At 68.3% G+C, this 24862-nt stretch carries 15 protein-coding genes; 6 read left to right on the top strand and 9 right to left on the bottom strand.

The features are described 5' to 3' along the window. The first annotated feature begins 80 nt into the window (after window positions 1-80). Together ASD15_RS18185 and ASD15_RS18180 are read left to right on the top strand one after the other, a co-directional pair. Window positions 81-1430: an MFS transporter gene (locus ASD15_RS18185; protein WP_057156434.1), complete on the top strand. Its 1350-nt coding sequence runs from the start codon at window positions 81-83 to the stop codon at window positions 1428-1430. A 104-nt stretch (window positions 1431-1534) separates the two neighbouring features. Next, the gene (locus ASD15_RS18180; RefSeq protein WP_157201008.1) at window positions 1535-1909 is read left to right on the top strand and encodes a hypothetical protein; all 375 of its coding nucleotides are present in this window, start codon (window positions 1535-1537) and stop codon (window positions 1907-1909) included. On the opposite strand, the gene ASD15_RS18175 is transcribed toward ASD15_RS18180, so the two are convergent. Continuing rightward, a complete protein-coding gene (locus ASD15_RS18175; protein WP_057156432.1) occupies window positions 1906-2088 on the bottom strand; it encodes a hypothetical protein in 183 nt (60 codons plus the stop codon). The two genes, ASD15_RS18180 and ASD15_RS18175, sit on opposite strands and share 4 nt — an antisense overlap. A 151-nt stretch (window positions 2089-2239) precedes the next feature. Further along, window positions 2240-3109, bottom strand: a complete 870-nt coding sequence (locus ASD15_RS18170) for a type 1 glutamine amidotransferase domain-containing protein (protein WP_057156431.1) — start codon at window positions 3107-3109, stop codon at window positions 2240-2242. A gap of 103 nt (window positions 3110-3212) precedes the next feature. On the opposite strand from ASD15_RS18170, the gene ASD15_RS18165 reads away from it, so the two are divergent. The 3 genes from ASD15_RS18165 to ASD15_RS18155 all read left to right on the top strand — a co-directional run bounded on the left by ASD15_RS18165 (window position 3213) and on the right by ASD15_RS18155 (window position 7061). Next, complete coding sequence (locus ASD15_RS18165) at window positions 3213-4136, top strand: LysR family transcriptional regulator (protein WP_057156430.1); 924 nt, start codon at window positions 3213-3215, stop codon at window positions 4134-4136. A 120-nt stretch (window positions 4137-4256) separates the two neighbouring features. Further along, window positions 4257-5066 (top strand): TorF family putative porin, encoded by an 810-nt coding sequence (locus ASD15_RS18160; protein WP_057156427.1) that lies wholly within the window; start codon window positions 4257-4259, stop codon window positions 5064-5066. Window positions 5067-5081: 15 nt separating this feature from the next. Then, a complete protein-coding gene (locus tag ASD15_RS18155) occupies window positions 5082-7061 on the top strand; it encodes a methyl-accepting chemotaxis protein (protein ID WP_157201007.1) in 1980 nt (659 codons plus the stop codon). Here ASD15_RS18155 and ASD15_RS32415 read toward each other — a convergent pair. Genes ASD15_RS32415 through ASD15_RS18125 form a run of 6 tightly spaced genes read right to left on the bottom strand, consistent with a single transcriptional unit; the run spans window position 7058 to window position 21454 of the window. Beyond that, window positions 7058-9265, bottom strand: coding sequence for a hypothetical protein (locus tag ASD15_RS32415; protein ID WP_057156425.1), 2208 nt, complete (start codon window positions 9263-9265; stop codon window positions 7058-7060). The two genes, ASD15_RS18155 and ASD15_RS32415, sit on opposite strands and share 4 nt — an antisense overlap. Continuing rightward, window positions 9262-10362 carry a VWA domain-containing protein gene (locus ASD15_RS18145; RefSeq protein ID WP_057156751.1) on the bottom strand — a complete coding sequence of 367 codons (1101 nt, stop codon included), beginning with the start codon at window positions 10360-10362 and terminating at the stop codon, window positions 9262-9264. Before ASD15_RS18145 ends, ASD15_RS32415 begins: the two co-directional genes overlap by 4 nt. Next, window positions 10355-12880: a DUF5682 family protein gene (locus tag ASD15_RS18140; RefSeq protein ID WP_057156423.1), complete on the bottom strand. Its 2526-nt coding sequence runs from the start codon at window positions 12878-12880 to the stop codon at window positions 10355-10357. Before ASD15_RS18140 ends, ASD15_RS18145 begins: the two co-directional genes overlap by 8 nt. Continuing rightward, on the bottom strand, window positions 12880-14010 hold the full coding sequence (locus tag ASD15_RS18135; RefSeq protein ID WP_057156421.1) for an AAA family ATPase: 1131 nt from the start codon (window positions 14008-14010) through the stop codon (window positions 12880-12882). The genes ASD15_RS18140 and ASD15_RS18135 overlap by 1 nt, the downstream gene beginning before the upstream one ends. A gap of 23 nt (window positions 14011-14033) precedes the next feature. Continuing rightward, on the bottom strand, window positions 14034-17729 hold the full coding sequence (locus ASD15_RS18130) for a DUF4132 domain-containing protein (protein WP_057156419.1): 3696 nt from the start codon (window positions 17727-17729) through the stop codon (window positions 14034-14036). Window positions 17730-17779: 50 nt separating this feature from the next. Continuing rightward, window positions 17780-21454, bottom strand: coding sequence for a DUF4132 domain-containing protein (locus tag ASD15_RS18125; RefSeq protein ID WP_057156417.1), 3675 nt, complete (start codon window positions 21452-21454; stop codon window positions 17780-17782). A gap of 173 nt (window positions 21455-21627) precedes the next feature. Between ASD15_RS18125 and ASD15_RS18120 the strand changes: the two genes are divergently transcribed. Next, window positions 21628-22992, top strand: a complete 1365-nt coding sequence (locus tag ASD15_RS18120) for an amino acid permease (RefSeq protein WP_057156415.1) — start codon at window positions 21628-21630, stop codon at window positions 22990-22992. On the opposite strand, the gene ASD15_RS18115 is transcribed toward ASD15_RS18120, so the two are convergent. Next, window positions 22989-24731: a mechanosensitive ion channel family protein gene (locus tag ASD15_RS18115; RefSeq protein ID WP_057156413.1), complete on the bottom strand. Its 1743-nt coding sequence runs from the start codon at window positions 24729-24731 to the stop codon at window positions 22989-22991. The two genes, ASD15_RS18120 and ASD15_RS18115, sit on opposite strands and share 4 nt — an antisense overlap. Window positions 24732-24862 lie beyond the last annotated feature (131 nt).

Raw genomic sequence — 24862 nt, 5'->3', positions numbered from 1 at the left:
ACGGCTGCTCCTGGACATTGGACACTTTGTCCTACCCCCGGGGATGGACCGTTGTACAACTAATAAGCGAGACAAGGAATATGGCCACGACGACAACATTCAACGGCGATCTTCCCGCCGAACATCCATCGCGCCAGACCAGTCAGGGGGCGCGGAATATTAATGCCAGGGATGGGCACATCGAACCCGGAGAGATAGCGATCGGGGTTGTGATAGGCCGAGCATCCGAATACTTCGACTTCTTCGTCTACGCCATCGCCTCGGTGCTGGTCTTCCCGCAAGTCTTCTTCCCCTTCGAAAGCCGCCTCGACGGCACACTGTACTCCTTTGTCATTTTCTCGTTCGCCTTTATCGCACGTCCGCTCGGCTCCATCCTGTTCATGACGCTGCAGCGGCACTTCGGACGCGAAGCCAAGCTCACCGCCGCCCTGTTCTTGTTGGGCACCTCCACCGCCGGCATCGCCTTCCTGCCCGAGTATGCGGACTGGGGCATGACGGCCATCATCATGCTGTCGGTGCTGCGCATCGGCCAGGGCGTGGCGCAGGGCGGCTCGTGGGACGGCCTGCCGTCGCTGCTGGCGCTGAGCGCGCCGAAGAACAAGCGCGGCTGGTACGCCATGCTGGGCCAGCTGGGGGCGCCGGTCGGCTTCATCCTGGCCGCCGGGCTGTTCGCCTTCCTGCTGGCCGAGCTGAACACGCTGGAATTTCTGGGCTGGGGCTGGCGCTACCCGTTCTATGTGGCCTTCGCCATCAACGTGGTGGCCCTGTTTGCCCGCCTGCGCCTGGTTTCCACCACGGAATACACCAAGCTGCTGGACGAGCATGAGCTGGATCCAACCCCGGTCATGGAACTGGCCCGCTCACAAGGCCGCAACGTGCTGATCGGCGCGCTGGCCGCGCTGGCCAGCTACGCGCTGTTCCACCTGGTGACGGTGTTCCCGCTGTCGTGGATCAATCTGTACTCGACCCGTTCGCTGAGCGACTTCCTGGGGCTGCAGATGATAGGCGCGGTGCTGGCCGCGTTCGGCATCATCGTCTCCGGCCTGCTGGCCGACCGCTTCGGCCGCCGCACCACGCTGGGCACCCTGGCCGCGCTGATCGCCGTGTTCAGCGGCTTCGTGCCGATGCTGATGGACGGCGGCGAGAGCGGCCAGAACATCTTCCTGATGGTGGGCTTCCTGCTGCTGGGCCTGTCGTACGGCCAGGCCGCCGGCGCCGTGACCGCCAACTTCCAGACCAAGTACCGCTACACCGGCGCGGCCCTGACGTCCGACCTGGCCTGGCTGGTGGGCGCGGGCTTCGCCCCGCTGGTGGCGCTGGGCTTGTCGGCCAACTTCGGCCTGGCCTATGTCAGCCTGTACCTGCTGTCCGGCGCTGTCGGCTCCCTGGCCGCACTGAGCCTGAACCGCGCGCTGGAAATCCGCGACTAAGCGCCGCCGCCTGAACAGCCAGCATCCCAGGGGCTCCCGGCGCAAGCCGCGGGCCCCTGGCTTTCGAAGGCGCCGTTTGCCGCCGATATGAAAATCCGGAAAATATGTCCCTGAGATTGTTCGCCGCCCTGCTGCTTCTGACGCTTGCCAACCCCGCCTCGGCGAGCAGTGCCCCAGCCACCTATGCCGTGCCGTGGGCGGTAGCATCGGAAGTGCTGACCTACAAATCGTGCGGCTGCGCCGACAGCTGCTGGGTCGCCGAGCTAAGGGAGCGCAAGTCGAAGAAGCTGAAGGCCCGCCTGCGCTGTGACTGCTCCAGCCTGTTGGGCCGCTATCCGGCGCAGTCCTCCGAAAGAACGCTGCAGGAAAGTTGCTCGGATATCAACCAGCAGGACGACAAAATGGGCGCGGTGTCCCAAGCCATGAAACGCCTGGTCGGCGGTGAGCCTGCCGCAGCGGCCGGCATCCCTGCCCGCTAGTGCAAACCGGCGTCGCGCCGCACGGCATTGCCGGTGAGGACGCGCAGTATGGTCTTGGGGTCGACGGAATGGGCCAGCAGGTAGGCCCAGGCGTTCGCGGCGCCTTGGGCCGCGTCTATACGCCGGCCCTCTTCGATCACCTTGGCCAGGTCGTGGTTGTTTCGCTTGCAGCTGCTCATAGTACTGACTCCCTCGGGCTGCCTACGGAGCTGGGTAGGCATGTGCTTGCTCTGCACGGAGGACGCGCTGCGGTTTGGGCGCTTGGTACGCTGTTCTGGACAGTGCTGGAAATAGTAGCACGAGCCGGGCCAAAATGTTAATACCAATCCGCTATTTAGTAGTGTTCAGTGCGGCTGCCGGCAAGCGGGCCAGTAGCAGATCGGCCACACCGACGGCCGAGGCCGGATTCTGGCCGGTGATCAGTTCGCGGTCCGAAACGATATGCGGCGCCCAGTTCGGGCCGCTGCTGTACTTGCCGCCCGCGCGCTCCAGCGCCGTCTGCGGCGTCAGTTTCATCACGCCGCCATTCAGGTAGCCCTTGCCGGCCTCCTCTTCCGCATTGCTGATCACCGTCATGCGGTAGCCGGCATAGATCCAGCCCTTGCCGTCCACCCTGGCGCCCGATTCCAGCTTGGCAACGAATGCTTCGGGCCGGTCCAGCGCGGCCACCAGCGCGGCCGGGCCGTGGCAGACCAGCGCGGTAGGCTTGGCGCTGCTGTGGAAATGGGCCAGCAAACGGCCGACCGCCGGGCTGCGGATCAAATCCTGCATCGGCGCGTGGCCGCCCGGTATATAGACCGCGTCATACTGGGCGTAGCCGCCCTGCTCCACGCGGGCCAGGCTGAGCACCGGCGAGGCGGATACCGAGGTCAGCTTGAGCTGCGCCAGCAGCGCCAGATGTTCCCGCATGGCTGCTTCGCCGCCGAACAGCGAGGCGTCCAGCGAATTGCGGTCGACGGCGGGCGCCTTGCCCAGCGGTGTGGCGAACGTGATGCTGTGGCCGGCGTCCATCAGTTTTTTGACAGGCTGCATCAGTTCGTTGGCGTAGAAGCCGGTTTCATAGACGCGCTGGCCGCGCAACGCCAGCGTCGACGCGTCCGACAACACAACCAGCACGTTGGCGGCTTGCGCGCCGGCGGCGCAAAGGCCGAGCACGGCGGCCGAGGCAAGGGCAGCAGCGGTAGGAATGACAGCTTTCATGGCAAAACTCCTTGTGGGCTAAGTGGATAAGCGCTACTCTATTCCCATTGCCAGAGACAATAAACTGCCACCAATTCAAATCATTTGTTCTTGAAAGAGCTTAATGCCTCGCCAATTCGACTACCTGGGCGACGTGGAAGCCTTCCTCGTCATCGCCGACAAGGGCACCATCAGCGCCGCCGCAGTGTCCCTGGGCACGACCGCCTCCGTGCTGAGCCGCGCGGTGGCCCGGCTGGAAGCCCGCCTGGGCGTGCAACTGATGCGCCGCACCACCCGCCGCCTCAGTCTGACCGACGCGGGGAAGGCTTACCTGGACCAGGCCCGCAGCGCCTTCGGCCTGATGGCGGACGCCGAACGCTCGATGCGCGACCAGGGCGGCGAACTGTCCGGCACCGTGCGCCTGAGCGCCCCCACCACCTACGGCCACTACCGCCTGCCGGCGCTGCTGCAGCCGTTCATGGAGCAGCATCCGCGCGTCCTGGTCGAACTGAGCATCTCCAACCGCAATGTGGACCTGGTGCAGGAAGGCTATGACATGGCCATCCGCCAGGGCACGCTGCCCGATAGCGGCCTGATCGCCCGGCCGCTGGAAGATGCGCAACTGTGCCTGGTGGCCTCGCCCGGCTACCTGGCCCGCGCCGGCACACCCGCCAGCATAGCCGACCTGGCCGGGCACGCCTGCCTGCCGTTCACCATGCCCAGCACCGGCAAGGCGGCGCCATGGCCGCTGCGCGATGGCGGCGGCGACGTGGACTGGCTGCCTGCGGCGCGCATGCACATCACTGACGACGTGCTGGGCGTGGTCACGCTGGCCCGGCAGGGCCTGGGCATCTGCCAGACTTACCGCTTCATCGCCGACGAGCGCCTGCGCAGCGGCGAGCTTGTGCCGGTGCTGCCGCAGCATTGGGGCCGCAGCCGCCGCTTTTCGCTGATCTATCCGCCGCACCGCAGCCTGTCCGCCGCCTGCCGCGCACTGATCGCCGCGATCACCGCCGGCGCGGCAATGGAGCCGCGGCAGACTTCCTGACACACTGTTGCGTTCCGTAAACAGGCCATTCGCCAATTCCTTGTCCAGCCTGTAAAATTTTGCTCTACGCCAAGCCCCAACCCCGCTTGCAGTTAACACAATTCAGCCAGGGGCATCTTCATGACGTACCACCAAACCTGCGCGCACGCCTGTGCCGCGCTCTATCTCGGCCTGTGTGCCCAGGCTGCATCTGCGGCAGAATCCGCAGCAGCCGGCGATGCACCGGCACCGGCCGTTCCGGCCGTCACTGCCAACATCACCCTGGCCAGCCAGTACGTCTCGCGCGGCATCCGCCAGACCTGGGACAAGCCGGCCTTGCAAGGCGGGCTGGACTACGTGCATCCCAGCGGCTTGTCGGCCGGCACCTGGGCCTCCGCCATCAGCGACAAGTTCGTCGAAAGCGCTACCGTCGAGTGGGACATCTACGGCGGCTACAGCGGCGCCGTGGGCGGCGTCGGCTACAGCGCCATGCTCTACGTTTACCGCTACCCGAACGCCATCTACCGCGCCACGGGCACCAGATACCACTACAACGAAGTATCGCTGGGCCTGACCTACCGGGCCCTGTACGCCAAGTACAACCGCACCATTTCACGCGACTTCTTTGGCATTCCGGACGCGCGCGGCACCGGCTACCTGGACCTGGGCGCCAATGTCGAAGTGGGCGGCGGCCACACCCTGAACCTGCACTACGGCGACGGCCGCGTGGCCGGCGCGGGCAACCACATCTGGGACTGGAAGGACGGCAAGGTCGGCCTCACCAAGGCGCTCGAGGACGGTTGGAGCATCAGCGGCGCCTACACCCGCGCCAAGGGCGCCACCAACGCCTACGATATCTACACGCTGGGCATACCGAACCGGTCCGGCGCCTTCGACATCTCCAACGTCGCGCGCGGCACGGTAGTCCTGTCCCTCACCAAAGTCTTCTAAAGAAAGGCGACACGCATGAGCATGAGTCCGAAGCAGGCCTACGCCGCCCTGTCCCTGAACGCCAAAATCTGCGCCGCAGCCACCGCGCTGGTGGTGCTCAGCCTGGCCGTCACGGCCACCGTCACCGGCATCAAGAGCAGCAGTTCGGCCGAAGCGGCCGCCATGGAGCTGGCCCACACCGCCGCGCGCGAAGCGGCCGCCGCCGTGCAAGGCCGCATCGGCAGCAACCTGTCGGCCGTGATCAACGCCGGCGGCGCCCTGCGCGCAACCAAGGCCGCCGGCGTGCCGCTGGCGCGCGAGCAGATCGGCGAAATGAGCAAGGCCACCTTGCTCGGCTCGGAAGACCTGCTGGGCGCCGCTGTCACCTTCGAGCCGAACGCCCTCGACGGCAAGGACGCCGACTACGCTGGCAAAAAGCCGCATTACGACGACACCGGCCGCTACATGCCGTACTGGACCCGGAATGGCTCGGCCGTGTCGGTGGAACCCATCGTGTTCGATCCCAAACCCGGCGCCAACGACTGGTACGACATTCCCAAGCGCAGCGGCAAGGTCTACTTCACCGAGCCGTATGCCTATCCTGTCAACGGCAAGGACGTGCTGATGGCGTCGCTGGTCGCACCCATCCTGGTGGACGGCAAGTTCATTGGCGTCTCCAGCGCCGACTTCATGCTGACCCGGCTGGCCAAGATTTTGGCCGAACTGAAGACCATCGAAGGCGGCCAGCTGGCGCTGGTGTCGAACGGCGGCCTGTACGCCAGCAACCCGGACGCGCAGCTCACCGGCAAGCCGGCCAGCGACATCCCTGCCGCCGGCATCGAGCAGGTGCGCCAGGGCAAACCCTACCAATACGAGGACGCCAGCGGCCTGGTGCACCTGCTGCAGCCGCTGTACCTGCACGCCGACATCGCGCCATGGGCAGTGAAGCTGAGCTTCCCGCGCGCCGTGGCCAAGGCGCCGGCGCGCGAGCTGCTGGGCTATACGCTGGTGGTGTCGGTGCTGTGCGCGCTGGCCACGGCGGCGCTGCTGATCATGCTGGTCAACCGCCTCACGCGTCCGCTGCGCACACTGGGCGCGGCCATGACAGGCCTGGCCAGCGGCAATGCCGACCTGGGCGCGCGCCTGAGCGTGCAGGGCCAGGATGAACTGGCCGTCATCGGCAACGGCTTCAACCAGTTCGTCGGCAAGATCCACGGCGTGCTGTCCCAGGTGTGCGTGGCCTCCGGCAGCGTGGCCACCGCCAGCACCGAGATCAGCCAGGGCAACGCGGCATTGTCGGCCCGCACCGAGCAGCAAGCCAGTTCGCTGGAGGAGACCGCCGCCTCGATGGAAGAGCTGACCAGCACCGTCAAGCAGAACGCCGACAATGCGCGCCAGGCCAGCCAGCTGGCCACCTCCGCCTCCGAGGTGGCGGTGCGCGGCGGCGGCGTGGTGGCGCAAGTGGTGCAGACCATGGAGTCCATCAACCACTCGTCAAGGCGGGTGGTGGACATCATCAGCGTGATCGACGGCATCGCCTTCCAGACCAATATCCTGGCGCTGAACGCGGCCGTGGAAGCGGCGCGCGCCGGCGAGCAGGGGCGCGGTTTCGCGGTCGTGGCCTCTGAAGTGCGCAACCTGGCGCAGCGCAGCGCCAGTGCCGCCAAGGAGATCAAGGAACTGATCAACGCCTCGGTGACGCAGGTGGAGGCCGGCAGCAGGCTGGTGGCCAACGCCGGCAGCACCATGGACGAGGTGGTGGCCAGCGTGGGCCGGGTGACATCCATTATCGGCGAAATCGCCAACGCCAGCGCCGAGCAGAGCACCGGCATCGCCCAGGTCAACCAGGCCATCGTGCAGATGGACGATGTGACCCAGCAGAATGCGGCGCTGGTGGAACAGGCGGCGGCCGCTGCCGAAAGCCTGCAGGACCAGGCCGCCATGCTGGTGGCGCTGGTGGGCGAGTTCCGCATGGGCGACAGCGCACGGCGCCCCGGTCCGGGGCTGCTCCGCTAGCTGTCCGGGTCTGCGCCAGCGGGCCTGTGCTCGGCCAGCTGGTCGAGCTGCATGCAGCGATAGCAGGCCCACAGCAGCAACTCCGGCGTTGCCGGCCCGCCGCGCTGAAACAGCGAGTGGCCTTGGGCGGCAAGCTGCGCACTGCGGACGGCGTACTCGCGGCCGAAGGCCGGCAGCCTGTGCTCCTGCAGCCCGCGCTCGGCCTGCCGGTTCAGCCAGTGCCGGAACTCGCGCAGCGGCTGCAGCGCAGGCTGCGGCCCGCGCGACAGGCGTGCGCTGCCTGCCACTGCCGCTGCCGATCCGCGCGGCCCGGCGGGCAAAGCCCCCTCGGCTGCGGCGACCGCGCCGGCCTCGGGCTGCGGAAAGTGCAGGCAATCCACCGGCATGCCATCGTCGCCCTGCAATACCAGGCTGAGCGGCTCGCCCAGCAGCCCCCCGGCCGTATCGGCGATTCGCGCCACCAGCAGCGTGCCCGGCGCGATTCCGCGCGCCGCATGCAGCTCGATGCGTTCGATGGCCGCCATGTTGAAGGGCGAATACGCCAGTTCCAGCACCAGCGGCGCATCCAGGCTGTCATACACCGTCCAGCACAGCGTCTGGCGTGCCGCGTCGAACACGGGCAAGCCCCAGCGGCGCGGCGCCAGCACGCACCAGTCGCGCATCGGGTCCGGTTCCGCCAGCAGACTGCGTCCCCACTGCGCCCGCTCCGCCGCGATATCGGCCCAGCGCGCGCGCGCCGGCAGACGGGCCGCGAAGCCAGCCGCTGTCTCCACGCTGGCTGTGGTGCGCTCGGCGGGCGACAGCCGGCCCGTGTCGTTGAGCTGCGGATTGACCAGCCGGACCAGCCGCCCGGTCGCCGCCGCCGGCGCGTGCAGGCCCTGCCAGGGCCCCGGTGCGCGGTAGCGCGCAAGCGGATTGAACCCCCGTTGCAGTACCGGGCGTGCCTCGGTGCAGGCGGTGAACTCGCGGCTGGACTCGGACCAGAACAGCATCGTCAAACCGGTGTATCCGGCCGGCGTGCGCCATGCGTGCGCGCCCAGGCCCAGCAAATCCAGCGTGCCGCCGCCCTCGTAACTGCTGCGCGCCCTGCCCAGCAAATGCTGCGGCGGCCGCTCGCCCGCCGCCTGCAGCGCGCGCGCCAACCCGACGGCCAGTGCAAGCTGCTCCAGCAGCCGGTGCTCGTCGGCGCCGGCGCCGCGCGCCAGCAACGCAGCCGCATGGTCGGCGATCCGGCGCAGCAGCAGCGCCAGGCGGTAACAGTCCGCGCCCTGCGCCCACACGGCCAGGGTGTTGAAGCGTTGCTGCGTGTTGTCGGACAGGTGCGACAGGCCCAGGCTCAAGCAATCCTCGGCGGCGCCGCACACCGCCGCGAGCAGCCTGCGCCGCGATTCATCCTGCCTGGATTGCAGCGGCGGCCTGCGCGGGGCGTCGGCGGCGGACGAAGCGGACAGTGTGGCGGACGGTTTGGCGGACCGTGCGGCGGCGGGCGCATCCTCGACCCCGTTCAGGCGGCGGAAGGCCAGCGCCGCGGCGACCTGCATCCGGGGCAAGTGTGTCGTGGCGCTGCCGGCTACCATCGCCGCCAGCCCGCCGCCCATGTAGCGCAAGGTGATACGGGGATGGCGCAGCGCCAGCACGATGCTGCGGTCGCCGGACACCGTCAGGCCGCGCCGCAGGTCCAGCGCCTGGACGTACTCCCACGCCCATCGATAGCCGGCCAAGCCCGCGTGCGCCGTCAGGGCCTCGGCCGGCAAGGCGAGCAGCTCCGCGGCGAGGAGATCCAGACCATCCGGGTCCGCTGCCGCCACGGGCCCGTCACCCGATTCGGCCTGTCCTTCCCCGGCTGGCGCCTGGGCCGGCAGAGGCACGCCAGGCGGCGCAGGAGCCGTGGACAGCGTACCGGCCGTGATCCGCTGCAGGCCGATTGCGGCAGCCAGGATGTGCTGGCAGACGCCGGCCGCCGGGCAGCTGCAGCGTGCCTGCGCCGGCCCGCGCACGTCGAACAGGATGTGCTGCCCGCCCATGCTCACCGCCAGCGTGGCCGGGTCGGCACCGCCGTCATCCACAATCTCGGCTTGCTGCGTCTCCAGGTCCTTCAGCGCGCGGCGCAACAGGCCGCGATTTGCCAGCGCAACCCAGGCGTCGTCGTCAAAGCGCGCCAGCTGGGCCGCCAGCGCGCCGAGCAAAGGATGGCGCGTGCTCACGAGACCACTTTCACCAGCCAGTGCGCCAGGCGCTGCGGCGTCAGCGCGGCGATCTCCATGCCGGATGCCGCCAGCGTGTCGGCCATCTGTCTGTCATAGACCGGATTGGCGCTGCCGTCCAGCGCCGCCAGTCCAAGCAGCCGCACGCGGGCTTCGGCCAGCTTCTGCACTGCGCGTACCAGTTCGCCCGGCGGCGCCCCTTCGCAAAAGTCCGTCACCAGTACCAGCACCGTGCGCAGCGGATTTTCAACCAGCTGGCTGCAATAGCGCAGCGCCTGGCCGATATCCGTGCCGCCGCCCAACTGCACGCGCATCAACGTTTCCACCGGATCGTCCGCCGCCTCGGACAGGTCCACTACGCTGGTATCGAATACCACCAGCTTGACGCGGAAAGCCGGCAAACCCGCCAATATGCCCGCCATCACCGCGCTGTGGATCACCGAATCGGCCATGCTGCCACTCTGGTCCACGCACAGGATGATGTCCCAAGGAAGACGGCGCGCGTTGCGTTCAAAGAACAGCAACTGCTCCAGCACGATCTGGCGCCGTTCCAGGCTGTAGTGCTTCAGGTTGCGGCGCAAGGTGCCTGCCGCGTCGAAATTGCTGGCCTGTGCCATGGGCGAATGGCGGAACCGGTTGCGGCGGCCGGACAGGGTCCGGCGCACTTCCGGCTCCAGCTTGCGGCGGATTTCCTCCACCACCTGTCGTACGATGCGGCGCGCCATCTCCAGCACCTCGCCTTTCAGATGGCCGCGCAAAGCCAGCAAGGTGCGCAGCAGCTGTTGGTTGGGCTCCAGCCGCGCCAGCGTGTCGGGATCGGTCACCAGCTCGGTCATGCCGTAACGGTCCAGCGCGTGCTTCTCGATGATTTCCACCGTCTCGCGCGGGAACAGCGCGCGCACCTCGCCCAGCCAGTTCACCACCGTAAGCTGGGTCGCGTCCAGGGAGCCTGGACGCACGCCCCGGCCGCCGTATTCGCGGCCGTAAAGATACTCCAGCGCGTGGTCCATGCGGCTATGCGCCCCCTCCAGCGCCCCGCCCGGCAAGCTGTCTTCGGCGTATTTGCCCAGCACCAGGCGCCAGCGCTGGCTAGTCATGCCCCGCTCCCCATCCGGCCAGGCCATCCTGCTCCAGCGCTGTGCGCACCGCCTGCGACAGCGCGAGATTGGCCTGCAACTGGCGCTCCGTTACGCCGTGGTGGACCAGCTGGCCAAGACTCTGTCCGCCGTGCAGCGCGGCCACCGCTTCGGCGATGCGGCCGGTCTCGCGCGGCGTCATGGCGGCGAAGGCCAGGCGCAGTTCCGGCAGGCAGCCGATGAACTCGGCCTCCGGCCAGCGCGCCAGCATGCCGTTGACCGATTCCAGCAAGGCCGGCAGCTGCCAGGCCGCCTCGCGCGCACTGCTCAGCAAGCCACGCAGGAAGGCCACGGCTTCGGGCGGCGCCAGCAAGCCTTCCAGGTGGCCGCGCAGCGAGGCCGCCAGCGCGGCGTCATCCAGGTATCCGCCGCCGAACAGCACGCCTGCGGCGGCGCCGCGCAGCATGGCGGAGGGATGGCGGCGGAAAGCATGTTGCGCCATGTTCCAGAATAGTGCAGCGTCCAGCCCCCGGCCGGCCTCGCTGGCAAGCAGTTCCCGCAAGCGCATCAGCGCAGAAGCCTGCGCGTCGTGCGCTGCGCCGCCACCCGAACTGCCTGCAGCGCCGCCGGCAGGATCGCTGGCGCTGGCCGTGGCCAGGTAGATGGCCCGTTCGTAGGCGGCGCCCAACACCAGCGGCAGTTCGCTTGCGTGCCGCGCTTCCAGCGGTTCGCGCGCCTCCCACAGCAGGGCGATGGCGACAGCGGCGCTGGTGACGCGTTCGTACCGCGCATCCGCCGCCACCGACTGGCGCAGCAAGGCCAGTACGCGCGGCAGCTCGGCATGCAAGCCCAACACGCACCCTTGCGCCAGGGCGCCGGCGGCCGCCGCGGCATCCGCCGCGCCGTTGTCGTGCAGGCGCTGCAGCTGTGCCGCGTAGCGGCTGGCGACGGCCTGCGGCAGTGTCATGCCGTAGACCGAGGCTTCCACCAGGGCCGCCTCCGTCATCGGCGTATAGGCGTACTCCCAGTGCTCCTGCAAGCGCTCCAGCCCATGCCCGGCAACGAAATCCGGCCCCGCCGTGCGCACGGCGAATGGCACCTCAAGCAGGGCCAGACCGTGCAGCAGACGGCTGGTGGCGCGGTGTTCGCTGCGGCGGTAAATGTCCAGCACCACGCGCCGGATGCCGCCCGCCTGCAGTTTGAGCCGCAGCCGCAGCGCCCGCTGCTCCACGTCGCGCACCAGCGGCGGTGCTGCGCCACCGGGCGGCGCCGTCCCCATGCGCTCGCCGCACATCAAGCGCTGCGCTGCCTGGCGCACCAGGCGGCCTTCCGCGTCCGCGTCGCCCTTGATATAGCAACTGGTGACGGCGTCCATCACGTCGTCCCGCACCGGCCCGGAGCGGCCGCGCAGTGCGGCCAGGCCCAGCGCCTGTTCATAGGCGGCCGCCAGCGCGGGCATGGGAACTGCGACGCCGTGGCTCTCGCGCAGTTGCGCGGCCAGCTCGTACAGGGTGGACAGCGCGGCTTCCTGCCGCACCCGCGCTTTGCCCGCCACGCCTGCGCGCTCGTGCTTCTGCAACAGGTCCCAGATGCGCTGGTGCCAGCCGGGCGAGGTGATGCCGGCCGCATAGCCGTTCAAGCGGTCCAGTCGTTCAAAGCTGTAGCGGATCAGGGCGTCGGCGGCGTCCAGCACGCCGGTTTCCGCTGCTTGCGGAAACCGGCCGGCTTGCAGGCGGCGCTCTTGCAGCAGCGCCGGCATGGCGACGGCATGAAAGCCCCCAAGCACGGCGACCACCGGCCCGTCTCCCCGGCGGCGCTCGGACAGCGCCGAAAGGATGCGGGCGGCCATGCCATCTTCCCGCGCCAGCGTGCCGTCCGCCATCAATTCCTCGCTGGATGCGTTGGCACGGGCCAGTGCGCAATAGGCCGCCACGTTCGCGACGTGCTGCTCCAGCGCCAGGCCGGGCGCGGGCTGTTCGAACAGGTGCTCCCACAATTCCTCGTGGTCGCGGCAGCCGGCACGGCTGGCCAGTTCAGCGAGGTACCGGCTGTGCCGGTAGTGCCGTTCATCCAGCAGCGAGCGCCCGCCGCTGTCGGGCCCATCGTCGTGCGCCGCGCTGAAGCGGAGCTGCTGGACGAAATCGAGGTCGACAAAGCGCGCCGGTATGCCCAGCCGGCGCGCCTCGCGCAGCGCCAGCAACTCCGGCGAATAGTCGCAAAATGGATAGTAGGCAGCATGGCGCTGCCCGCCCTGCAGCACGGCGTAGGTGTAGATTGCCAGCGGGGCCTGCGCTTCCGGCGCCGTCAGCGCCGGTATCAGCGGCGTGAAGGACGCCGGCCCCTCCACCAGCACCATGCTCGGACCGCGCGCGGCGAACAGCCGCTGCAGCTGCAGCGCGCAGGCGGGACTGTGGTGACGCACGGGGAACAGCACCAGCTCGTCGGACAGCAAGGACTCGCCCAACCGGGTCAGGCCAGGCACGTCCAGCATGGCCTCGGCAAGCGCAGCCACGCCAGGCGGGTCCGCCGGATGCGTCATCAGCGCTCCAGTTCCCGGCGCGCTTCGAGCACGCGCTTCCATTGCGCGCTGCGCTGGGCGCGCTGCTTGACCACCACGTCGAAGTAATGGCGCAGCTTCTTGCCGTCGTCGGGATTGTCCTTCAGTACCGTGCCGATCAGCTGGCGCGCCACGTGCTCCCCGCCCACGGCGCCGTCGCCGAAATAGTGGGCGTCCAGGCAAGCCGCGTAAGCCACCGCCACCGCTTCGGCGGACGACATCACCGCCGTCGCGCGCTCCAGCACCACGCCTTCCGCCGTCGCGCCCTCCCGCATGTCCTGGAACGCCGTCACCAGCAGCTCCATCACTTCCGGCGCCAGCTCGACCTCCACCTGCGCGTGCCGCAACAAGGCCTCGGTCTGCTCGCGCACCAGTTTCAGTTCCAGCTGCCGGTCCGCGATCGGCCGCACCGTTTCAAAATTGAAGCGGCGCTTCAGGGCGCTGGACATTTCATGCACGCCCCGGTCCCGGAGGTTGGCCGTGGCCAGCACATTGAAGCCCCTGGCAGCGTACAGCGTGCCATCCTCGCCGTTCAGCTCGGCCACGTGGATCACCTTGTCGGACAGCAGGCTGATTAAACAGTCCTGGATCTCGGGCTGCACCCGCGTCACTTCCTCGAAGCGGCACAGCCAGCCGCCGCGCATGGCCTGGTACATCGGCCCGGGCACCAGCGCGCGCTGCGTCGGCCCTTCCGCCAGCAGCAGCGCGTAGTTCCAGCTGTACTTGATCTGCTCTTCGGAAGTGCCGGCCGTGCCCTGGACGGTGCACGCCGATTGCCCCGAGATGGCCGCCGCCAGCAGTTCCGACAGCATGGATTTGGCCGTTCCGGGCTCGCCCACCAGCAGCAGGCCGCGCTGACTCATCAGCGTGACGATGCAACGGTCGATCAGGGCGTCGTCGCCATAGAACTTGCGGCGTACGTCCAGCCTGTCGTCGCCGATGATGAAACTGCGCACTGCGCGCGGCGACATCCGCCAGCCCGGCGGGCGCGGCCCGCTGTCGCGTTCGGCCAGGCGGGCCAGGTCGGCCGCGTGCACTTGCTCGGCCGGGGCGCGCAGCACCGCACGATGCGGCTCCGTGCCTTGCGGAAATACAGGTGGAATGGTATTCATCAGGGCTCGCTTTGCTGCTTGTTTTAGTAGTTGCTGAGCGACTGCCAGTCGGCATGGAAGCCGCTGCCGTCGGAAGCAATCAGGCGCATGTCGTTGTAGCACTCGGAGATCAGCACTTTCGGGATCGAACTCAGGGGCAGGCCCGCCGCCCCGCCGCGCCCGCCGCCCGGGCCGGCAAAGGCGACCTTCAGCAGCGCCACCTTGCGGTTCTCCTCGGGCAGGCCGTTGCCGGTGAATTCGATCAGCGCGGTCACCCCTTGCGTGGGAAAGCGCTTCTCGTAGACATAGAACCAGCCGCCGTCCTCCGCGGCGCCGCGCGTGTAGCCCAGCTTGAGCGCGCGGTTGCGCAAGGCGAAGGTCTCTATCATATGGCCCTTGTGGTCCTCGATGCCGGTGGCGTCCTGCTGCCCCTGCGGCAGCGAGTAGACGCCTTTGCCCAGCTGCTGGAACAGCGGCGCCACTTCGTAGTCGGCCATGTGCTGCAGCCAGCCCGCCACCTCTTCGGCCGGCAGGCAGGAATCGTGCGCGACGCGAATGCGGGCGGCCGGGGCCAGCGATACCGGATTGTCATCGCGGTCGGTGAGCGTGCCATCGTCCAGCGGCCGGAACGAACGCACGGCCACGCCGTCTTGCATTTCCACCCACACCAGGCGCTGGATCAGGCGGCGCACGATGGCGTGCTGGTTCAAGTACTGCTGCCAGTCCTCGAAAGCCCAGTCGCGCTCCGTGCACAACGCTTCGTACAGGCGCTCGCCCTGCAATTTGACGATGCCCTTGATTTCCTTCTTCGCAGCCGACAGCGCCGCCTTGGACTCCTTGGCCAGCGCCGCGTCGTCGTCGGCGCGCGGCTCGGGCAGCGCGCCGATGGCTTTGCCTTCCGGATTGAACAGCTCAACCTTGAAGTCGGGCATGAGGCGCGCGGTAAACGCGCGCTCGCCGTAGCTCAGCTCCAGCACGCCGTGTTCGTCGAAGCCGCCGGCGGGGATGGTGCGATCGGCCAGTTCCGACAGCGTCCAGCCCTTGCGCTCGGCCAGCGCCTCGGCCTGCAGCGTGGCTTCCTCCTGGAAGCTGCGGGTGCGGAAGCGGTTCCCCACCGACAGCATCAGCTGGGTGGCGCCGGGATGATCGATCCAGGCCAGCATGGCGATCAGCGCCTTGCCGTGCGCAGCGCGGGTACCGTACCACTGCTTCAGGTAAGCCGCCACCGGCGCGGCCGCGCGCCCGCCCGCGCAGGCCGACGCTATCGCCAGCAGGCCCTTGCTGGCAATGGCGCTGCCGGCCGGCTGGCGCAGCCGGCGCGGCAGCGCGCTGGCCACCAGGTCCGGCAGCGGCCGCCCCAGCAAAGGATGGTTCTCGTAGTACTGCGGCCAGTTCTGCATGCCGTGAAGTAGCGTAGCGCCGTCCGAGGCGGCCAGTTCGGCGGCCACCGAGGCCGGTATCGGCCGCACGTCCTCCTCCAGCCACGCCTCCAGCACGAACTGCCCCAGCGCCTCCCGGCCCTGCGGCGCGAACATGACGCAAAATTTGCGCAGCACCGCGTTGGGTTCCGGGGACTTCTGCTTGAAGGCCTGCACCAGCAGCAGCTTCAGCACCTCATGCGGCACGGCGGTGCTGTTGTCGGCCCACGCCACCGCCGGCAGGTGCTCCCAGGGGAACCATGCCAAGTCCTTGTGGATGCCCTTCTCCAGCGTCTTGCCGGCTTCCTTCAGCAGCGCTGCGCGGTCCAGGTATTTTTCCACCGGCTGGCCGAAGCGCTGCAACGCGTCCAGCATGGCGCCCTTGGCCAGGTCGTGCTTCTCTTTCGCTACGGCCGCTTCGAGCTGCGGCACGGCGGCGCTGTGGCCGAGCCGCATCAGCCACTGCGCGGCGACCGCACGTACCTCGGCCTTGCCGCTGGCCAGTGCGGCCGTGATGCGTGCTTCCTTGCCCGGAAAGCCGTCCAGCGCTTCCTGCGCACCGGGACGCGCGCTCTTCAAGGAGCTCAACGCCAGCTCGAACAGGGCATCGGCGACCTGCGGCGGCAGCACCGGGAAAGTCTTCAGCGCCGCATACAGCTTGCGGCGCTCGAAACGGTAGTCGTCGTCGCCCGGAGAGAGGATGCGCTGAACCAGCAAATCCCGGTTATGGGCGAGGAAGGGCCACACATCTTCGGCAGCCATGTTGGCGCCGACCGCGCACCAGCCAGCGCAGTAATTGTCCAGCACATCGCGCGCGGTGCTCCCCGCCCCTTCGGCCAGCAGCTGGTATTCCAGCAGCGTGGGATGGCCGGTGGCGCGGTACAGCGCATCGAACGCCGGCGTCACATTGGAATTGAGCAGGACGTCGCGCTTTTCCGTGAACGTCATGGCCGTCTTGGCCAGTACCGCCGGCGTCACGCCCGGCTGAACGGCAAACGTCGCCAGCGCATCGCTGGAAAAATGCAGCTCGCAGATGCCTGCGCCGGGGCGCCCGGCAATGCCTGCCTCGGCAAGATAGGCCCGCAGGCGCTCCAGGCTGGACGCAGGCAGCGGCGGTTCCAGCTCCAGTTTCCAGTTGTGGCCACGGGCCGCCGACTTCGCGTGCCACTCGGTGCGCTCCTGGTTGCGCAGCACGATGCGCTCGCCGATGCTTGCCCACAATGCCTCCAGCGCGGCATCCAGTTCAGGCGTCAGCGCCGTGGACCAGCCGATCACCGGCATCGTGTACGCGCAGGCGTCGCTGTGCGGCACGGCCGCGCTTTCCCATTCGCCCAGCAAGGCTTGCACGGTTGCGGCCTTGTCGGCTGCGGCCAGGCCGCGTGCCTGTTCCATCAGGGCCGCATCGCCGCGATCCGCGCCCACCTGCCGCAGCAGCCGCAACGCGTGCAGGCGCTGGTCCGGCTTGCCACTCGTTGCCAGCCTCACCAGCTCGGGCGATACCGCTATTGCGGCCCTGCGCGCCAGCGGTTCGGCTGCAACGCGCACCTGCTTGCTGCCGCAAGTGGCCAGGCCCGCCAGTTCGGGAGCAAGGGAGGCCAGCGTCGCGTCGCCGCATGGCCTTAGTAGTTCCATGCTCATCACGCGCCGCTTGGTGTCGCCGGCATCCAGCAATGGCCTTACCGACTCCACGTGCCGCTGCACGTAGTCCGCATACCCTTCAAGCTCCGTCACGCCGGGCACACGGTGCCCGGTGTGGAAATTGTGCTCCGCCGGTGTGCCGAAGACGCCCAGCAGCAAGGCGTCCGCCGCAAGCCCGGCCTCGGTCAGCAGGCCCTCGACTCCGGCCGCGCTCAGGCCCCGCATGGCTGGCGTGGGCCAGCGTAACCCACGGCAGATAAGGCCTCGCGCGTGTGTCATCAAGGCCTCGGCCCAGTGGCTGCCGTCCGGCATGACGATGCCATAGCACTCAACGCCGGCGTCGGTGCCGGCCGACTCCAGCAGGTGCGCCCAACGCAAACCCGTGGCGCTGCCGGCCTGGCACAGGGCCTGGTAGAAACGCCCCAGTTCGTCCCGGCCAGCCTCTTCGCGGTCGACATCCAGGTGCAACTGGCTGCTGACCGGCGACAGCCAGGCCGCCTCGCCCAGCACGGCGCGCGGCTCGCCGCGCAGCAGGTAGGATTCGATGTCGGCCGCCAGCCCGGCGCGTGCGCCGGGACGCTGGTCCAGCCCTTCAAGCGCGCGCCGCAAATGCACCAGCCACGCGGCGGCGTTGTCGTGGTCCGGCGGGGCCGCCTGTTGCTCCTGCACTGCTGCACTGCGCATTGTCGCTCCTCAAAAATGGTCCGGCCGTTAGCAAATCGGACATGTTGCCCTCATTCTACATTGGCTTCCCGCTTCTCGGTATGGCCGCTGCCGGCGGCGGCCAGCAGCCGCATGTCGTGATAGCACTCGGACAGCAGCACGGCGGGAATTTTGCCCAGCGGCGCCGCCGAGCCGCTGCGGTTGTCGGTAAACGACAGCCGCGTCAGCACGGTCTCCCGGTCCGCCTCGGGCAGGCTGTTTCCCGTAAATTCGACATGCGCGGTCAGGCCCAGCGCAGCGAAGCGCCTGTCGTAGGAATAGAACCAGCCGCCGTCCTGCGTGGCGCCGCGCGCATAGCCTAGCTTCTGCGCACGGGTGCGCAAGGCAAAGGCCTTGATGGCGTGGCCCTTGAAGTCGTCGATGCCGGCCGCGTGCCGCAGCGCTTCCGGCAAGGCATAGACGCCCTTGCCAAGCTGCGGGAACAGCGCGGCCACCTCGTAGTCGGCAAGGTGGGCCAGCCATCCGGCCACTTCCTCTTGCGCCAGGATGGTATCGTGTGCCAGCCGGATGCGCGCGGCCGGAGCGGGCCGCACGGCTTCCTCGTGCCGGCTGGTGAGCGTGCCGTCGTCAAGCGGGCGGAAGGTCCGCACCACGCGCGCGCCGCCCTCTGCGCCCTCGACCTCGGCCCAGACCAGCTGCTGCGCCAGGCGCCGCACGATGGGGTGCCGGTTCAGGTACAGCTGCCAGTCCTCGAACTGCCACTCCCGCTCGACGCACAGCGCTTCGTACAAGCGGTCGGCCTGCTGCGACACGACCGTCTTGAGCTCCTTTTTCGCAGCCGCCAGCGCGGACCTGGCGTCCTTGGCCAGTGCGGCATCCTCGCCCGCGCGCGGCTCCGGCAGCGCGGCGATGGCCTTGCCTTCCTCATTGAACAGCGCCACCTTGAAGTCCGGGCCGAGGCGCGCAGTGAACACGCGGCTGCCTTCGCCCGCTCCGAACGGCAGCTCGAGCACGCCAGCCTCGTCGAATCCCGCTCCCGGCACGGTGCGGTCGGCCAGTTCGGCTACGCTCCATCCCTTGCGCTCGGCCAGCGCCTCGATCTGACGGCTGGCTTCCTCCTGGAAGCTGCGGGTGCGGAAGCGGCTGCCCACGGCCAGCACCAGCTGGATGGCCGACGGCTGGTCGATCCAGGCCAGCATGGCGATCAGGGACTTGCCCTGGGAAGGGCGGGTGCCGTACCAGGCTTTCAGGTAGCGCTCCACCGGCGCTGCGGCGCGCGCCCCGGCGCAGGCCGCAGCAACGGCCAATACGCCTTTGCTGGCAACGGCGTTTCCGGCCGGCTGCGACAATCGCTGTTTCAGGCACCAGGCGATCAGTTCCGGCTCGGAACGGCCCTCCATCGGATGTCCCTGGTACAACCCCGGGATCTGCTGCATGTCGGCGTGCAGCGCGCGGCCGTCGTGTATCGCCATGGCGGCGGCATCGGCCTGCGACACGGTGCTCACATCCTGCGCCAGCCAGCATTCCAGCACGAACTGGCCGAAACAGTCGCGCCCGGCCGGCTCGAACATGCCGCAGAACTTGCGCAGCACCGCGTTCGGCTCGGGATTCTTCTGTTTGAAGGCCTGCACCAGCAGAAATTTCAGGATATCCGGCGCAACCGGAGCAGCGCTGCCGGCCCACGCCACTTGCGGCATGGCGCCCCAGGGGAACCAGGCCAGGTCCTGGTGTATGTCCTTCTGCGTTTTCCTCGCCTCCTTGAGCAGCGCGTCGGGGTCCAGGTACTTTTCAACCGGCTGGCCGAAGCGCTGCAAGGCGTCCAGCATGGCGCCCTTGGCCACATCGTGCTTTTCCCTGGCCACGGCCGCTTCCAGCGCGGCCACCGCCGGCGCGTGGTTCAGCCGCATCAGCCAGTTCGCGGCGGCCGTGCGCGCATCGGCCTTGCTGCTTGCCAGAGCCGCCAGGATGCGCTCCACCTTGCCCTCGAAAGCAGCCAGCGCGTCCTGCGCCGGCAAGCGCCAGGATTTTTGCGCCCCCAGCGCCTGCTCGAACAGCACGTCGGCATAGGCCGCTCCCATGCGCGGCAGCATGGCAAGGGCGCGGTACAGCTTCATGCGGTCGAAACCATAGCGGTCTTCGGCAGGCGCTGCCAGCTTGCGGCGCACCAGGTCCTGGTGCTGCTCCAGGAAAGGCCAGATTTCGTGCGGCAGCCAGTCGAACTGCAAGCCGCTCCAAGTGTGGAAATAATCGTCGAACACCTGTTCGGCCGTGACGCCGGCCGGTTCGAGCAACTGCTGCAATTCAAGCAGCGACGGCCTGCCATTGGCACGGTGCGCCGTTTCCAGCAATTTGACCAGGATCTTCCCGGCCGCGGCCTTGGCGGGGGCAAACGCCAGCAGCAGCTTGACCACGGCTGCCGGCGTGACGCCCGGCCTGGCGGCGAAGGCCTGCAGCGGTTCGCCGAACGGGCTCCAGCCATAGCGTCCTTCGAGCGGCGGCGCCGCCAGGGCGTGCTCGCCCAGGAAGCCGCGCAAGGTGGCGGCGTCGGCATCGGTGAGGTAATCCCACAATTCCAGCGGCGGCGCGCCTTTCTTTCCGGACTCCTGTATCGCTTCATCGTTGCGTTCGCGCACCGCTATATATATAGCGTCCGCGAGGTCGGCCAGGGCCGCGTCCAGTTCCGCTGTCAACGGCAGCGACCACTGCATGGCTGGCGGCGCGGCGGGCGGCGCCGCTGCTGCGGCGGCGCTGCTGCTCCATTCGGCGGCCAGCGCCTGCACCGCGCCGGCCTTGTCCGCCTGGGCCAGCGCGAGCGCGGCCGCCCGCAGTCCGGCGTCGCCCTGCTGGCCGGCGATCAGCCACAAGCCGCGCAGCGCATGCAAACGCTGCTCGGTCTTCCCCTTGACGGCCAGCTTGTGCAGTGCCGGTACCAGCAGCATGCCGCCCTTGAACAGCAGCGCTTCGGCTGCGCCCCGCACCTGCTTGCTGCCGCAGGTGGCAAACTCGGTGACTTCGGGCGCCAGTTCGGCCAGTGTGGCCGGATCGGCCTGCGCCAGCAGTTCGGCCAGCAGGGCGCGCTGCTCCGCCGACGGCGCGGACAGCAGCGGCCGCACCAGCGCCAGGTTGCGCTGCAGCTGCTGTGGGAAACCTGGCAGGTCGGTCACCAGCAACGCGGCCCGCCGCACCCAGGAGTACACCTCGGCCGGCACGGTGAACGCCGCCAGCAGCAGCGCTTGCGGCGGCAGGCCGGTTTCAGACAGCAGCGCTTCCATGCAGCTTGCGCTGGGACCGACGGCCCGGTCGCGCTGGCCGGCCTGTCCCTTCGCCTCGGTCGCTGCATGCACCAGCAAATGCTCCGCCCAGTGGCTGCCGTCCGGCATGGCCAAGCCGTGATGACGCGCGGCGCCGTCATTCCAGCCGGCGTCCAGCACCTGTGTCCAGCGCAGGGCCACGGCAGGGGGCAGGCTGCTGAAGCCGGCGTAAAACCCGCGCAGCGCCTCCTCGTCCAGCGGCGGCGGCAGGCCGCACAGGCGCAGTTGCTGGCCGAGCGCGCGCACCGCCGTCTTCAGTTCCGCCGGCACCGTGCGCGGCTGGCCAGTCAGCACGTAGCCGGCGATATCGCGCTCCAGGCCCGCGCGGGCGCCGTAGCGCGACTCGAGTCCCGCCAACTGCCCATGCAGGCTAGCGGCCCAGGCCTCAGTGCCGCTCTCCGAAGTCCATGCAGCCTGCTGCGCCATGTCAAGCATTGCCATCTCCTGATGATATATTTAACTTAGCAAAAAAACCATGTTGCCAGCATTCTACAGTGACTGATTTGAGTCCACCGCACGGCACGGCTATGCTTTAGAATCACTGGCTTCCGCGTGTTGCATGAATATCCACATCAACGCGCCTTTAAAACGATCAGGGACCATGAGACATGATTGAAGACGGGAAGAATGAACTGAAGCGCGGCCTGAAGAGCCGCCACATCCAGCTGATCGCGCTGGGCGGCGCCATCGGCACCGGCCTGTTCCTGGGCATTGCGCAGACCATCCAGATGGCCGGTCCCTCGGTGCTGCTGGGCTATGCAGTGGCGGGTTTTATCGCGTTCCTGATCATGCGCCAGTTGGGCGAGATGGTGGTGGACGAGCCGGTGGCCGGCTCCTTTGCCTACTTCGCCGACAAATACTGCGGCAACATGGCAGGCTTCGTCGCCGGCTGGAATTACTGGGTGCTGTACGTGCTGGTGAGCATGGCCGAGCTGACCGCGGTCGGCATCTACGTGCAGTACTGGTGGCCCGCCATTCCGACCTGGGTGTCGGCGCTGGCCTTCTTCGTCATCATCAACAGCATCAGCCTGGCCAACGTGAAAGCGTTCGGCGAGATGGAGTTCTGGTTCGCCATCATCAAGGTGGTCGCCATCGTGGCCATGATCGGCTTCGGTGTCTACCTGCTGGTATCTGGCAGTGCCGGCCCGGAAGCGGGTGTCGCCAACCTGTGGCAGCACGGCGGCTTCTTCCCGAACGGGATTTCGGGACTGGTGATGGCCATGGCGGTCATCATGTTCTCCTTTGGCGGCCTGGAACTGGTGGGCATTACCGCCGCCGAAGCGGCCAACCCGTCCGAGACCATCCCGAAGGCCACCAACCAGGCCATCTACCGCATCCTGATCTTCTACATCGGCGCACTGGGCGTGCTGCTGTCGCTGTACCCATGGACCAAGGTGGTCACCGGCGGCAGCCCCTTCGTGCTGATCTTCCACGCGCTGAACAGCAACGTGGTGGCCAATGCGCTCAACATCGTGGTGCTGACGGCAGCACTGTCGGTATATAACAGCTGCGTATACTGCAACAGCCGCATGCTGTTCGGCCTGGCCAAGCAAGGCAACGCGCCGCGCTCGCTGCTCAAGGTGAACCAGCGCGGCGTGCCGCTGGCGGCGCTGGGCGTGTCGGCGGTGGCCACCGGCATCTGCGTGGTGGTCAACTACTTCCTGCCGGGCCAAGCCTTCGGCATGCTGATGGGCCTGGTGGTCTCGGCGCTGATCATCAACTGGGGCATGATCAGCTGGATTCACCTGCGCTTCCGCGCGCAAAAGCAGCTCGAAGGCAAGGTCACCGGCTTCCGCAGCCTGGGCTACCCGCTCACCAATTACCTGTGCCTGGCCTTCCTGGCCGCCATCCTGGTGGTAATGTATCTGACGCCGGACCTGCGCCTGTCGGTCTACCTGATTCCAGCCTGGCTGCTGGTGCTGGGCGTGGGCTACTGGAGCAAGCAGCGCGGCACCCAGGCTGCCAGCGCTTAATCCTTCCCGGGACTGGCGCCGGCCGGATTGTGGTCCGGCCGCCTGGCGGGCGCCAGGTGCCAGTCCTCCTTCGGCACCACCATCGGCGCCGGCGGATCCGCCATATAGTGCGGCGACATCATCTGCACGCCGAACTCGTTGAACACGTCGATAATGTGCTGGTGCAGCTGGTTCAATACTTCCACACGCTTGCGCGGCGCTTCCGCCTTGGCGTACGCCACCAGCCGGTACTCCACATAGTAGTCATGCAAGGCCACCTGCATCACGTAGGGCTTGGGCGACGGCGCCACATCCTCGGTGCGCGCGGCCGCCAGTTCCAGCATGGCGTGCACCTGGCGCCACGGCGTGTTGTAGCCGATGGTGACGCTGGCGTCGAGCACGAAACCGGTGCCGGTGTGGGCGCGCGAGTAGTTCTTGGTGGTCTGGCCCATGACCCAGGCGTTGGGCAGCGCCAGTTCCTCGCCCAGGCCGGTGCGCAGGCGGGTTTCGAACATGCCCACTTCCAGCACCGTGCCTTCGCTGTCGCCGACCTTGACGTACTCGCCCTTGCGCAGCGCGCGTGTATACATCAGTATCAGGCCGCTGGCGCCCTGGCCGACCACGCTGGACGCGCCGATCGACACCATCAGCCCCACCAGCACCGACAAGCCCTGGAACGCAGCCGTGTGCGCGCCGGGAAGATAGGGATAGGCCATGGCCAGCGCGAACAGCCAGATCACCACGCTGGCGATGCGGCGCGTGGGCAGTGCGGTGTCGCGGTCCAGCCAGCCCATTTGCAGCTCGCCGCTTTCAAAGCGCTTGAAGAAGGACGAGGCGGTCAGCGCCACCAGGCGCGCGCAGGCGAAGATGATCAGCACCAGCACCATGCCGGGCAGCGCGCCGGCCACGGCGCGGCCGACGTCGCCCGCCACGTCCAGCAGGTAGCCGCTCAGGCGCTCGCCCCACGCGCGGGTGTAGGGCACGCGGCCCAGCACGAAGGCCAGCCACAGGTAGGTGGCCATCAGGAACAGCAGCCAAAGCGCGGCGTTGAGCAGGTGGCGCGCGAAGACGATGTAGTGTTCGGCGTCCAGCACGCGCACATTCTTCAGGCGCACGTCGCGCAGCCGCATGCCCAGCAGCGCGGCGCTGCGGCGCGCGGCCCAGCGGTGCAGCAGCGACAGGCCGCGCAGCAGCAGCGCATACACCAGCGTGGCGCCGGCGCAGTAGGCGGCCGCCACGGCCAGGTAGCGCAAGCTGCCCTGCTCCTGGTGCTCCGCCAGCGCCATGCCCAGGTGCGCGGCGGCGGCGCCGGCCACGCTGTCGGTGCTGTCGCCGGCCAGCAGGTTGATGTCGGCCGGCGTCACCACGAACAGTTGCATGCCGTCCAGCAGCACTTGCGTGCCTTCGGGGATGCTGCGGATGGCAGGCTTCAGCGGCCCGCCCCTGGCCATGGCGGCCTCCAGTCGGCGCAGCGCGCCGGCGGCGCGGTCCGACGGCGGATAGCCCGCCAGCGGGGCGCGGAACACGAACACGCTGCGATTGGCGAAGACCAGTGCCGAGGTGGGCGCGGGCAGGACCGGCCCCGGCGCCGCGCCGGGAACCTGGCCGGCTGGGGCTGCTGCGGCGGCTGGCGCGCCAGCGACAAGCTGCGGCGGCTCGGCGGCGCGCGGCGTCAGCGGCAGGGACAGCAGCGCCAGTAGTAACAGCAGCGACAGCAGCGGCAGAACAGGCAGCGGTGTGGAACGAGAAAAAGCGGGCATGGGACCGGGACAATGATTATCAAACCGCCATCATGCCACGCAAACCCCTTGCGCTACCGCATAAGCATATGATTAAGCTGTCGCTTGCCCTGCAAGACAGGATGGCCCGCGATCCGTTACAATGTCAGTTA

It is taken from the genome of Massilia sp. Root351 (assembly GCF_001425045.1).
Classification (GTDB): Bacteria; Pseudomonadota; Gammaproteobacteria; order Burkholderiales; family Burkholderiaceae_D; genus Rugamonas.
This window is presented reverse-complemented; position numbering and strand designations above follow the sequence as displayed.

Coding starts and splice junctions, on each gene's coding strand:
- ASD15_RS18155 (WP_157201007.1), top strand. CDS start 5,082: ATGAGCATGAGTCCGAAGCAGGCCTACGCCGCCCTGTCCCTGAACGCC.
- ASD15_RS18170 (WP_057156431.1), bottom strand. CDS start 3,109: ATGAAAGCTGTCATTCCTACCGCTGCTGCCCTTGCCTCGGCCGCCGTG.
- ASD15_RS18130 (WP_057156419.1), bottom strand. CDS start 17,729: ATGCGCAGTGCAGCAGTGCAGGAGCAACAGGCGGCCCCGCCGGACCAC.
- ASD15_RS18185 (WP_057156434.1), top strand. CDS start 81: ATGGCCACGACGACAACATTCAACGGCGATCTTCCCGCCGAACATCCA.
- ASD15_RS18180 (WP_157201008.1), top strand. CDS start 1,535: ATGTCCCTGAGATTGTTCGCCGCCCTGCTGCTTCTGACGCTTGCCAAC.
- ASD15_RS18175 (WP_057156432.1), bottom strand. CDS start 2,088: ATGAGCAGCTGCAAGCGAAACAACCACGACCTGGCCAAGGTGATCGAA.
- ASD15_RS18140 (WP_057156423.1), bottom strand. CDS start 12,880: ATGACGCATCCGGCGGACCCGCCTGGCGTGGCTGCGCTTGCCGAGGCC.
- ASD15_RS18160 (WP_057156427.1), top strand. CDS start 4,257: ATGACGTACCACCAAACCTGCGCGCACGCCTGTGCCGCGCTCTATCTC.
- ASD15_RS18145 (WP_057156751.1), bottom strand. CDS start 10,362: ATGACTAGCCAGCGCTGGCGCCTGGTGCTGGGCAAATACGCCGAAGAC.
- ASD15_RS18165 (WP_057156430.1), top strand. CDS start 3,213: ATGCCTCGCCAATTCGACTACCTGGGCGACGTGGAAGCCTTCCTCGTC.
- ASD15_RS18115 (WP_057156413.1), bottom strand. CDS start 24,731: ATGCCCGCTTTTTCTCGTTCCACACCGCTGCCTGTTCTGCCGCTGCTG.
- ASD15_RS18125 (WP_057156417.1), bottom strand. CDS start 21,454: ATGCTTGACATGGCGCAGCAGGCTGCATGGACTTCGGAGAGCGGCACT.
- ASD15_RS18135 (WP_057156421.1), bottom strand. CDS start 14,010: ATGAATACCATTCCACCTGTATTTCCGCAAGGCACGGAGCCGCATCGT.
- ASD15_RS18120 (WP_057156415.1), top strand. CDS start 21,628: ATGATTGAAGACGGGAAGAATGAACTGAAGCGCGGCCTGAAGAGCCGC.